At 65.6% G+C, this 11,814-nt stretch carries 10 protein-coding genes; 7 read left to right on the top strand and 3 right to left on the bottom strand.

From position 1 onward, the window contains the following. Positions 1-123 precede the first annotated feature (123 nt). The gene (locus N2604_RS37400) at positions 124-1,005 is read left to right on the top strand and encodes a 3-hydroxybutyryl-CoA dehydrogenase (protein WP_260372915.1); all 882 of its coding nucleotides are present in this window, start codon (positions 124-126) and stop codon (positions 1,003-1,005) included. Between the two features lie 240 nt (positions 1,006-1,245). After that, positions 1,246-1,440, top strand: a complete 195-nt coding sequence (locus tag N2604_RS37395) for a hypothetical protein (protein WP_260372914.1) — start codon at positions 1,246-1,248, stop codon at positions 1,438-1,440. Between the two features lie 3 nt (positions 1,441-1,443). On the opposite strand, the gene tlpA is transcribed toward N2604_RS37395, so the two are convergent. After that, positions 1,444-2,109, bottom strand: a complete 666-nt coding sequence (gene tlpA / locus N2604_RS37390) for a thiol:disulfide interchange protein TlpA (RefSeq protein ID WP_260372913.1) — start codon at positions 2,107-2,109, stop codon at positions 1,444-1,446. Between the two features lie 100 nt (positions 2,110-2,209). On the opposite strand from tlpA, the gene argH reads away from it, so the two are divergent. The 3 genes from argH to lysA all read left to right on the top strand — a co-directional run bounded on the left by argH (position 2,210) and on the right by lysA (position 5,283). Further along, a complete protein-coding gene (gene argH / locus N2604_RS37385) occupies positions 2,210-3,595 on the top strand; it encodes an argininosuccinate lyase (RefSeq protein WP_260372912.1) in 1,386 nt (461 codons plus the stop codon). A gap of 105 nt (positions 3,596-3,700) precedes the next feature. Further along, a complete protein-coding gene (gene lptM, locus N2604_RS37380; protein ID WP_260372911.1) occupies positions 3,701-3,994 on the top strand; it encodes an LPS translocon maturation chaperone LptM in 294 nt (97 codons plus the stop codon). Positions 3,995-4,017: 23 nt separating this feature from the next. Next, a complete protein-coding gene (lysA, locus tag N2604_RS37375; RefSeq protein ID WP_260372910.1) occupies positions 4,018-5,283 on the top strand; it encodes a diaminopimelate decarboxylase in 1,266 nt (421 codons plus the stop codon). 109 nt (positions 5,284-5,392) lie between these two features. Here the strand turns inward: lysA and N2604_RS37370 are convergent, their stop codons facing one another. Together N2604_RS37370 and N2604_RS37365 are read right to left on the bottom strand one after the other, a co-directional pair. After that, on the bottom strand, positions 5,393-6,301 hold the full coding sequence (locus tag N2604_RS37370) for an NAD(P)-dependent oxidoreductase (RefSeq protein WP_260372909.1): 909 nt from the start codon (positions 6,299-6,301) through the stop codon (positions 5,393-5,395). Between the two features lie 233 nt (positions 6,302-6,534). Beyond that, positions 6,535-6,918: a carboxymuconolactone decarboxylase family protein gene (locus N2604_RS37365; RefSeq protein WP_260372908.1), complete on the bottom strand. Its 384-nt coding sequence runs from the start codon at positions 6,916-6,918 to the stop codon at positions 6,535-6,537. 169 nt (positions 6,919-7,087) lie between these two features. Here N2604_RS37365 and N2604_RS37360 point away from each other — a divergent pair, with 169 nt between their 5' ends. Both N2604_RS37360 and ltrA read left to right on the top strand, forming a co-directional pair. Beyond that, entirely contained in the window at positions 7,088-9,751 is a 2,664-nt protein-coding gene (locus N2604_RS37360; protein WP_260372907.1) for a TIGR02302 family protein, read from the top strand. Between the two features lie 472 nt (positions 9,752-10,223). Beyond that, positions 10,224-11,756, top strand: coding sequence for a group II intron reverse transcriptase/maturase (gene ltrA / locus N2604_RS37355; protein ID WP_409241725.1), 1,533 nt, complete (start codon positions 10,224-10,226; stop codon positions 11,754-11,756). Positions 11,757-11,814 lie beyond the last annotated feature (58 nt).

The raw sequence follows: 11,814 nt of genomic DNA, 5'->3' as shown, positions 1-11,814 counted from the left end.
GGGGCGCGCCTTGGAGGCGATCCAATCTAGGTTTCGAGCCAAGGTTCTGATTAAATCGGACCTCCCGGCTCGAGGGGGAGAGGCAGGGCGCGCCCCCCGCGCGCCGTTCCGGTGGATGACAATATGGCGGCAGTGATCAAGAAGGTCGGCGTGATCGGCGCGGGTCAGATGGGCAATGGCATCGCGCATGTCGCGGCGCTTGCCGGCTTCGACGTGGTGCTCAACGACGTTTCGGCCGACCGCCTCAAGTCGGGCATGGCCACCATCAACGGCAATCTGGCGCGCCAGGTCTCCAAGAAGGTCGTCACCGAGGAGGCCAAGACCAAGGCGCTGTCGCGCATCACGCCCGCCGAAAAAATCGACGATCTCGCCGATTGCGATCTCGTCATCGAGACCGCGGTCGAGAAGGAAGAGGTCAAGCGTAAGATCTTCCACGAGCTCTGCGCCGTGTTGAAGCCGGAGGCGATCGTCGCCTCCGATACGTCCTCGATTTCGATCACGCGGCTCGCCGCCGCCACCGACCGGCCCGAGCGGTTCATCGGCATTCATTTCATGAATCCGGTGCCGTTGATGGAACTGGTCGAGCTGATCCGCGGCATCGCCACCGACGATTCCACCTTCGAGACCGCCAAGGAATTCGTCGGCAGGCTCGGCAAGCAGGTCGCGGTCTCCGAGGATTTCCCGGCCTTCATCGTCAACCGCATCCTGCTGCCGATGATCAACGAGGCGATCTACACGCTGTATGAAGGCGTCGGCAACGTCGAGGCGATCGACGCGGCGATGAAACTCGGCGCCCACCATCCCATGGGCCCGCTCGAGCTTGCCGATTTCATCGGCCTCGACACCTGTCTCTCGATCATGCAGGTGCTGCACGAGGGGCTGGCCGATTCCAAGTACCGCCCGTGCCCGCTGCTGGTGAAATACGTCGAGGCCGGCTGGCTCGGCCGCAAGACCCAGCGCGGCTTCTACGACTACCGCGGCGCCAAGCCGGTGCCGACGCGGTAAGGTGGTCTCGTGCCCCGGACGCTGCGCAGCGCGTAGCGATGCGCTGCAGAGCCGGGGCCCAGGAAGCCGCGTGCACGCTGGGGCATGGGTCCCGGCTCTGCGGCGCGTCACCATAATGCGTCGAAGACGCGCGTGAACGCGCTTATGGTGCCGCACCTTGTCCGGGACATGAAACCTTTCTGCGCTCATCTCTCGTTAACCTCTCGCGCCTAGGTTACGGCCGGTACGAGGGTTCGCGTAATGGACATGATGGCAATGGTCAGCACCATGCTGGCCGCACAGCAAGGCGCGCTGCAGTCGAATATTGCGGCGACGCTGACCAAGCAGAACGCGGATATGGAGAAATCCACGGTCCTGACGCTGCTCGGCGCCGGTCAGCCCTCGCTCGCCAATGTCGGCCCTGGCGTCGGCGGCAATCTCAACGTCAGCGCCTAAGTCCTAAAGCGACGCGGCGGCCTTTCCGGTCGCCGCCCGGATCAGCTTCAGCGCATCCTCGCTCGCCCATTCCGCCGGCCCCGCGATCGTCGCGATTTCGCACCCCTGCGGGTCCACCAGCACCGAGGTGGGCATGCCCAGCGCCCGACCAACGGCTTTAAGATCCTGAAAAACCTTGGCTTTCTGGTCACTGAAATAGCCGAGCCTGACAAGATTGGCCTCTTTCAGGAAGGTTTTCGGCTTCTCCGGGTCGCGGGTGTCGATGTTGATCGCCACCACCTCGAAATTCGGGCCCGACAGCTTGCCCTGGAGCTCGTCCAGCGCCGGCATCTCTTTTCGACAAGGCACGCACCAGGTCGCCCAGAGGTTCACCAGCAGGGTCTTGCCGCGGAAGTCGGACAGTTTCTTCGACTTGCCCTCGGAATCCTCGAAGGCGAGGTCGGGCAGCTTCAGCGGGGCGCTTGCCATGGTCAGCGCCGCCACCTCACCATGGGCGAGCGGGGCGAGCTTCTGCGCCGTCGCCACCGCCGCCTTGCAGGTCGGATCGCCTGACGGCGCCCGGCTCAGGCCGAGCCCGTACAGCGCGGCGAAGCCGGCCAGCCCGCCGATCGCCACAGTGGCGATGACGAGGGGGATGCGGCGCGTGGCGGAGGGCTTCTGGTCGAGCATATCGTTTGTCATCCGGTCGCAGATATGGCTATCAGGGGCCTCTTAATACGGCTGGCCTCGGCCAGCAAACGTGCGGCAAATCAGGCGTGAGCATGGGATCATGAGCAACAAGATGTGGGGCGGCCGGTTCTCGGAACGTCCCGACGAGATCATGGAAGAGATCAACGTCTCCATCGACGTCGATCGTCACCTCTTCGCCCAGGACATTGCCGCGTCCAAGGCTCACGCCGCGATGTTGGCCAATCAAGGCATCATCACGGCTTCTGATGCGAAAAATATCGGCAAGGGTCTAGACACAATCCTGTCAGAGATCGGCAACGGCGGCTTTAAGTTCAAGCGTGCTCTCGAGGACATTCATATGAATGTCGAGAGCCGCCTGTCCGAGCTGATCGGCCCCTCCGCCGGACGGCTGCACACCGCGCGCTCGCGCAATGACCAGGTCGCGACTGATTTCCGCCTGTACGTCCGCGACGTCATCGACGAGACCGATGCCGCGCTCGCCGCGTTCCAGCAGGCGCTGGTGGAGCGCGCGCTGGAGCACGCCGCAACCGTGATGCCCGGCTTCACGCATCTGCAGACGGCGCAGCCCGTCACTTTCGGCCATCACCTGCTCGCCTATGTCGAGATGGCCGCGCGCGACCGCGGCCGCTTCCAGGACGCCCGCAAGCGGCTCAACGAATCGCCGCTGGGCGCGGCCGCGCTCGCCGGCACCTCGTTCCCGATCGACCGCCACGCCACCGCGAAGGCGCTCCTCTTCGACCGCCCGATGGCGAACTCGCTCGATGCCGTCTCCGACCGCGACTTCGTGCTGGAGACGCTGTCGGCCGCCTCGATCTGCGCCGTGCACATGTCGCGCTTTGCCGAGGAGATCGTGATCTGGACCTCGCCGCTGGTCGGGATGATCCGGCTCAGCGACAAGTTCACTACCGGCTCCTCGATCATGCCGCAGAAGCGCAACCCGGATGCCGCCGAGCTCGTGCGCGCCAAGACCGGCCGCGTCATCGGCGCGCTCAACGGCCTGTTGATCGTCATGAAGGGCCTGCCGCTCGCCTATCAAAAGGACATGCAGGAGGACAAGCAGGGCGCCATGGAGGGGTTTGCCGCGCTGTCGCTGGCAATCCGCGCCATGACCGGCATGGTCCGTGATCTCGTTCCCGACGAAGCCAAGATGAAGGCGGCCGCGGGCGAGGGTTACGCGACGGCGACCGACCTCGCCGACTGGCTGGTGCGGACGCTGAAGCTGCCGTTCCGCGAGGCCCACCACGTCACCGGCCGTATCGTCGCCAAGGCCGCCGAGGGCGGCGTCGCGCTGCACGAGCTGCCGCTCAAGGAGATGCAGGCGATCGAGCCCAAAATCACCAAGGACGTGCTCGGCGTGCTCTCGGTCGAATCGTCGGTGAAGAGCCGGACCAGCTTTGGCGGCACTGCGCCGAAGAATGTGACGTCCCAGGCCAAGGCCTGGGCGAAGCGGCTGGAAAAAGAGTGAAAATTGGGCTGAGGGCAAAATTTCGCTTATGTTTCATGGTCATCCGGCTCTCGCCAGAACGCGCCAATCTCTGTATGGTGCGCCGCGCGTAGTGGGGATTTCGTCGTGACGTCAAAGTTTCGCCCGGCCGGCTCGGGGTGGGCCATCATTGTCTTGAGCCTGACGGCGCTCGCGCTTGCCGGCTGCGGCCGCAAGGGCCCGCTGGATCTGCCGCCGACCGCCTCCAACGCGCCTGCAGCCGCCGGCGCCGCGCCAGTCGATACCGAGACCGCAGCCCAGAAGACGCCGAGCCTGTTCGACCCCACCGCCGGCGCGGATGCCGCGCCCGCCGCGGCCAAGGGCCGGAAGAAACCGTTTATTCTCGACCCGCTCCTGGACGAACCTCCCGGCAAGAAATAAGCCGGGACAACCGAGCCTGCGCCATGAACCATTTCGACTATCGCAACGGCGTGCTGCACGCCGAGGCGGTGAACCTGTCCGAGCTGGCGGCCACCGTCGGCACGCCGTTCTATTGCTATTCGACCGCAACGCTGGAGCGGCACTACCGCGTCTTCACCGAGGCCTTTGCCGGCGAGAAGGTGCTGGTCTGCTACGCCATGAAGGCGAACTCCAACCAGTCGGTGCTGCGCACGCTCGCCAAGCTCGGCGCCGGCGCCGACGTGGTTTCCGGCGGCGAGCTGAAGCGCGCTTTGGCCGCCAGCATTCCCGCCAGCAAGATCGTCTTCTCCGGCGTCGGCAAGACGGAAGCAGAGCTGCGCGCGGCGCTCGCCGCCGACATCCTCTGCCTCAACGTCGAATCCGAGCCGGAGCTCGAATTGCTCTCGCGCCTCGCGGTCGAGATGGGCAAGACCGCGCGCATCTCGCTCCGCGTCAATCCCGACGTCGACGCCGGCACGCACGCAAAAATCTCCACCGGCAAGTCCGAGAACAAGTTCGGCATTCCGATCGTGCATGCCCGCGAGGTCTATGCGCGCGCCGCGAAGCTGCCCGGGATCAAGGTGACCGGCACCGACGTGCATATCGGCAGCCAGATCACCGATCTCTCCGGCATGGAGACCGCGTTCCGTATCCTCTCCGAATTCGTGCAGACGCTGCGGGCGGACGGCCACGACATCAGCCACGTTGATTTCGGCGGCGGTCTCGGCATTCCCTATTACATGGATCGCGAGGCACCGCCGGCGCCGGCAGCCTATGCCGCCATGGTCAAGCGCGTCAGCCACAATCTCGGCTGCACGCTGATGTTCGAGCCCGGCCGCATGATCGTCGGCAATGCCGGCATCCTGGTCACGAAGGTGATCTATGTGAAGCACGGCGACGGCAAGAACTTCGTCATCATCGACGCGGCGATGAACGACCTCATCCGCCCGACGCTGTATGAGGCGCATCACGACATCCTGCCGGTGAAGCAGCCCGCCGAGGGGGCCGCCACCATCAAGGCCGATGTCGTCGGCCCGGTCTGCGAAACCGGCGACTATCTCGCGCTCGACCGCACGCTGCCGACGCCCGCGCCCGGCGATCTCCTCGCCATCATGACCGCGGGCGCCTATGGCGCAGTGCAGGCCGGCACCTACAACACGCGGCCCTTGGTGCCGGAGGTGCTGGTGAAGGGCGACCAATACGCCGTGGTGCGCCCGCGCGTGGAGGTCGAGCAGCTGATCGCGATGGATACGCCGGCGCCGTGGCTGTGAGGTGTTGACGTAGCCGGGATGGAGCGAAGCGTAATCCGGGGTCTCGCCAAGCCGCAACAATCCCGGATTGCGCTTCGCTCCATCCGGGCTACGCAGCTACTCTTGGGCGCTACTTTCCCGCCAATCCGCCCTTCGCTCCGCCCACCACGACGCCCGCCTTCTTCTCGATCGGCTTGATCGCCGCGGTGAAGTCCGATTCGGCGCCTTCCACGCTGATCACCGTTTCCCACAGCCGCCCCACGGCGTCGGCGACCTCCATCGACAGGCCGAGCTGCTTCATCTCCTCCAGCGCCAGCCGCACGTCCTTCACCATCAGCCCCGTGGCGAAGCCGAAGTCGAACGTGCGCGGCAGCACTGCGCGCGGAAACTTGTCGCGGCTCGCGGTGTTCATGCCCGAGCCCGCATTGATGACGTCGATCATCACGGCGGGATCGAGCCCGGCCTTCACGCCCATCACCACCGCTTCCGACGTCGCCACGATCGCGGTGGCCGACAGGAAATTGTTGGCGAGCTTCATGGTCTGCGCCGCGCCCGGCTTCTCGCCGATGAAGAACACTTTTCCGATCACCTCGAGCGCGGGCTTGAGCAGCTCGAACTCGGCTTTCGGGCCTGACACCATCACGGCAAGCGTGCCCTTCTCGGCGCCGCCGACGCCGCCGGAGACGGGACAGTCGATCTGCACGATGCCGCGCTTTTTGAGCAGGCCGTGAATCTTCGCGGCCATCGCCGAGCCGACGGTTGAGAGATCGACGAAACGCTTGGCGCGCTTGCCTTCGATCACGCCGTTGGCGCCGGTGGCAACATCCAGGGAAGCCTGCAGCGAGGGCAGGCTCGCCATCACGGTTTCGACCTGGTCAGCGACGTCCTTCGGCGACGACGCGGCAGTGGCACCGCGCGCGACCAGCTTGCCCGTGACCTCCTTGCGCGTGTCGAACACGACGAGCCTGTGCCCCGCCTCGATCAACCGCCGCGCCATCGGGGAACCCATGTTTCCGAGCCCGATGAATCCGATGTCCATGGTGTTTCCTTTTGGTTGTTGTTCGTTGTTGAAAATGCGCATTCCACCCTCGATGTCGTCCCGGACAAGCGCGCCCTAAGGCGCGCGCCGGTCCGGGGCCCATAACCACAGGGAGAAATCGTCGCGCGAAAGCGGTAGCTCCGAGTCCTCGTAGCCACATCGTCCTGTGGCTATGGGTCCCGGGCTCGCGCTTCGCACGCCCCGGGGACGACGGCGGAGATTGGCGCTGCGTCTCACGCCTTCCCGTCGATCTCCGCGAACACCTCGCGCGCAATCCGGAAGCTGTCGACTGCGGCGGGCATGCCGCCGTAGATCGCGACCTGCATCAGGATCTCGCGGATCTCCTCGCGGGTGACGCCATTGGTCAGCGCGCCCTTGAGATGTGCGCGAAACTCGTGCTGACGGTTGAGGATCGCGATCATGGCGATGTTCAGCATGCTGCGGGTCTTGCGCGGCAGCTCCTCGCGGCCCCACACCGTGCCCCAGCAATATTCGTTGAGCATCTCCTGGAACGGGCGGTTGAAATCGTCGACGTTCTTCAGGGCGTTGTTGACGTAGGCCTCGCCCGGCACCGCTTTGCGGACTTCCAGGCCCTTGTCGTGCATCTTCTTGTCCATGGCGTTTCCTTTGTCTCCCGCGAGATTGGCGCGCGGAAATTACGGGGTTGCACCGGGCCAGTCACGTCCTCGTGTTATGCGGGAAAAGGAGGCTCTCCCGTACAGGAACGGATGCCTCAGTGCTGCCGTTGTGATAGGCTCCTCTCTACCGGGCAACCTGGAGAGCTGATTGAACGGCGTCACCCCCGACCCGTCAGACCCGATCCGCAACGGCGATGCGCTGGCGCGGCTGAAGCTGGCGCAGGCCCTTGATCGGGCGACTTATGCCATCGCGTGGGAGCGTGCCTGGCCCAATGCGGCGCGCCTTCTGACCGTCATCGGCCTGTTCCTGGTGGTGTCCTGGGCCGGACTCTGGCTGGCGCTGCCATTCATGGCCAGGGCCATTGGCCTCGCCCTCTTTGCCGCGATCGCCGCCGTTGCCCTGTTCCCGCTGATTCGCTTCCGCTGGCCGAGCCGCGAGGAAGCGCTCGCCCGGCTCGACCGTGGCTCCGGCATCCGTCACCGCCCGGCGACCACGCTCACGGACACGCTAACCTCGCAGGACCCGGTCGCGCTGGCGCTGTGGCAGGCGCAGCGCGAGCGTACGCTCGCCTCCATCAAGCGCATCCGCGCCGGTGTACCGCACCCGCGACTCGCGTTTCACGACCCCTGGGCGCTGCGTGCCCTCGTCATGGTGATGCTGGTTGCGACCTTCTTCGCCGCGGGTGACGAGCGTGCGATGCGCCTTGGCGCTGCCTTCGACTGGAACGGGGTGCTGGCGCCGACCAATGTTCGCGTCGATGCCTGGGTCACGCCGCCGCTCTACACCGGCAAGCCGCCGGTCATCCTGTCGGCCGCCAACAAGGAAGCTGCGGCATTGCCCGCCGGCGCCCCGCTCGCCGTTCCCGCCGGCTCGACCCTGATCGTGCGCTCCTCCGGCGGCAACCTGGATGTCGCCGTCTCCGGCGGCCTCAAGGAGGTCACCCCGACTGAAGCCAGCCCCAAAGGGACCAACGAAAAGCATTTCGCGATTACCGGCGACGGCACCGCGCATGTCCGGGCGCCCTCCGGCCAGCCGCAATGGGCCTTTGCGGCCACGCCGGATCGTCCGCCGACGATCGCGCTTGCCAAGGACCCGGAGCGCCAGGCGCGCGGCGCGCTCCAGCTCTCCTACAAGATCGAGGACGATTACGGCGTCACCGGCGCCGAGGCGAAATTCGCCCCGCGGTCGACCGACGCCAGGGACGGCAGCAAGGACGGCGCCAAGGTTGGTGCGAAGGCCGCCGCCGGCGATGGCGACACCAGGACGGCGCCGCGGCCGCTGTTCCAGCCGCCGCAATTCGCGCTCGCGCTGCCGAATGCGCGCACCCGCAACGGCGTCGGGCAATCCGTGAAGGATCTCAGCGAGGATCCCTATGCCGGTGCCGAGGTTACGCTCACTCTCACGGCCAAGGACGAGGCCGGCAACGAGGCCGCAAGCGAACCGTTCAACATGCGCCTGCCCGAACGGCTCTTCACCAAGCCGCTGGCCCGTGCATTGATCGAGCAGCGCCGCATCCTCGCGCTCGACGCCAACAAGAATTCGGACGTGTATGCCGCGCTCGACGGGCTGATGATCGCCCCCGAAATGTTCACGCCGGAGGCCGGACAATATCTCGGCCTGCACAGCGTGGCCCGCCAGCTCGAGGCCGCGCGCACCGATGATGCCCTGCGCGAGGTCGTGGCGAGCCTGTGGGCGCTCGCGGTGACGATCGAGGACGGCAAGATCTCCGACGTCGAGAAGGCGTTGCGCGCGGCTCAGGACGCGTTGAAGCAGGCGCTGGAGCGCGGCGCGAGCGACGAAGAGATCAAGAAGCTCACGCAGGATCTACGTCAGGCGCTGAACGATTTCATGCGCCAGCTCGCCGAGCAGTTCCGCAACAATAATGACCCGCAGCAGCTGGCGCGGCCGCTCGATCCGAACACCAAGGTCCTGCGCCAGCAGGACCTGCAGAACATGATCGACCGCATGGAGCGCCTGTCGCGCTCCGGCGACAAGGATGCCGCCAAGCAGTTGCTCGACCAGCTCCAGCAGATGCTGGAAGGCCTCCAGATGGCGCAGCCGGGGCAGTCCGGCGAGAGCGACATGGAGCAGGCGCTCAACGAGCTCGGCGACATGATCCGCAAGCAGCAGCAATTGCGCGACAAGACGTTCAAGCAGGGCCAGGATTCCCGGCGCGACCGCTCGCGCGGCAAGCAGCAGCAGGGCGATCAGTCCATGTCGGAGCTGCAGCAGGACCAGCAGGGGCTGCGCGACCGCCTGAAGAAGCTGCAGGACGAGCTTGCCAAGCGCGGCCTCACCCAGAAGGGGCAGAAAGGCCAGCAGGCACAGAAGGGCCAGAAGGGTCAGCAAGGTGATCAGGGCCAGCCTGGCCAGAACGGCGATCAGGATGGCGACCAGGGCGATGACGACGGCAGCCTGGATGCGGCCGACGGTGCCATGGGCGATGCCGGATCAAAGCTCGGCGAGGGCAATGCCGACGGCGCCGTGGACTCTCAGGGCAAGGCACTCGACGCGATGCGCAAGGGCGCGCAGAAGATGGCCGAGGCGATGCAGCAGGGCGATGGCGACGGCCAGGGCGACGGCCCCGGCCAGCGCGCCGGCCGTCAGCAGAGCGGCGGCAACCAGACCGATCCGCTCGGCCGTCCGCTTCACGGCCGCGAATATGGCGACGATTATACGGTCAAGATTCCCGGCGAGATCGACACCCAGCGTGTCCGCCGCATTCTCGAAGAGCTCCGCCGTCGTCTCGGCGATCCCTCGCGGCCGCAGATCGAGCTCGACTATCTGGAGCGGCTGCTGAAGGAGTTTTGAGGCGCTGGCCCGCTACGTCCTCGTCATTACGAGCGAAGCGACTTGTCCGCCGAAGCCTGTGGCGAAGGCGGAAGCAATCCAGAATTTTTCCGCCGAGGCATTCTGGATTGCTTGTGCGCCAGGAGAAGCTGGCGCGATCCAGCCGGTGGAAGACCGGTCCGGGTAGGCCGTAGCGGGCGCCCGGTAGCGAGTGTTGCGTGGTCGCCGGTGACGGCGGCTGCGAAGCGTACACAGCGATCCTGTGGGGTGGGCTATTGAGCCGCGAAAGACAGAAACTCGCAGAGGCCGAGACGGTAAGCAACGTCGAAGGCAACATGTGCGGTCCCGCTATGCGAGGGACTGACGCTCTGCCGTGGTCGAAGACCCCATCACGCAGGAAGGGATCGTGTCGGAACCTGGGAGGTCCCGCATCTGGCCGATGGCAACAAGCCTCCAAGGTCCGCATCGGGAAGGCGAGGAGCCGAAGCCGATGATGAACAGGTGCGGGAAGTCGGATGCGGCCGTAGTAGCTGGGAAGCCGGCGAACGAAGCGGAGCGATCCGCGGAGGAGCAGGTGGAGCAAAGGGCCGTGACCGAGGGGAATGCGGACCAGCAAAGCACGTCCCGGACGCCGAGCCGGACAAGCGTGACACCTGCGCTGGAACGCATACGGCGAACGGCAAGGGAAAGGAAGAAGGAGAGGTTCACCGCGCTGCTCCACCACATCAATCCCGACCTGCTCGCGGCGGAGTTCTTCGCGCTGAAGAAGCATGCCGCGGCGGGCGCGGACGGGGTGACGTGGCGGGACTATGAGCAAAACCTCAAGGCCAATCTCGAGGACCTGCATGCTCGTATCCACCGGGGCGCGTATCGACCACAGCCGTCGCGGCGGGTCTATATCCCGAAGCCGGACGGACGGCAGCGACCCCTGGCGATTGCGGCCCTTGAGGACAAGATCGTCCAGCGGGCAACGGCCGCTGTGCTCAACGCGATCTATGAGGAAGACTTCCTCGGGTTCTCGTACGGGTTCCGGCCCGGGCGCAGCACGCACGATGCGATGAATGCGCTCATGGTCGGAATCGAGCGCAGAAAGGTGAACTTCATTGTCGACGCCGACATCCGGGCGTTCTTCGACACGGTGGACCAGGAATGGCTGATCCGCTTCGTAGAGCATCGGATCGGCGACCAGCGCATCATCCGCCTGATCCGCAAATGGCTCAAGGCGGGTGTCCTCGAAGAAGGGACGGTCAGGGTCAGCGAGCAGGGGACAGCGCAAGGGGCGGTGATCTCGCCGCTGCTTGCCAACATCTACCTGCACTATGCCCTTGATCTGTGGGCCGAACGCTTCCGACGGCGCGAGGCCACGGGTGACATGATCATCGTGCGATACGCCGACGACTTCATTGTCGGCTTTGAGCATGAGGATGAGGCCCGGCACTTCCTCGAAGAACTGCGCATACGGCTTAAGGAGTTCGCGCTGTCACTGCATCCCGAGAAGACCCGGCTGATCGAGTTCGGACGCCATGCGGAGGACAACCGCCGGCGTCGCGGGCTCGGCAAGCCGGAGACCTTCAGCTTCCTCGGCTTCACCTTCATCTGCGGCCGATCCAGGCAAGGCAAGTTCCAGATCAGGCGCAAGTCTCGCAAGGATCGCATGCGGGCGAAGCTGCAAGCCGTGAAGCAGGGGCTGCAACGGCGCATGCACCAGTCGGTGCTCGAACAGGGCAAATGGCTGCGGCAGGTCGTCACCGGGTACTTCAATTACCATGCGGTGCCGACCAACAGCCGAGCGCTTGCCGCCTTCCGCTACTTCGTCATCGAACACTGGAGGCGAATGCTTCGGCGCCGCAGCCAGACCGACGGCACGACGTGGCAGCGGGTTGCGCGGCTTGCCTCCGACTTGCTCCCCAAGCCACAAATCCTCCATCCTTGGCCCCGAACACGCTTCGCCGTCACTCACCCGAGGTGGGAGCCGTATGCGGGAAAGCCGCACGTACGGATCTGTGCGGGGGGCGCTCAGCAATGAGCGTCCCTACCGCGACCGTCGCAAGGGCTCTTCGCAATGACGAAGTGGAGGCCTTGCG

The organism is Bradyrhizobium sp. CB1015, assembly GCF_025200925.1.
Taxonomy (GTDB): Bacteria; Pseudomonadota; Alphaproteobacteria; order Rhizobiales; family Xanthobacteraceae; genus Bradyrhizobium.
This window is presented reverse-complemented; position numbering and strand designations above follow the sequence as displayed.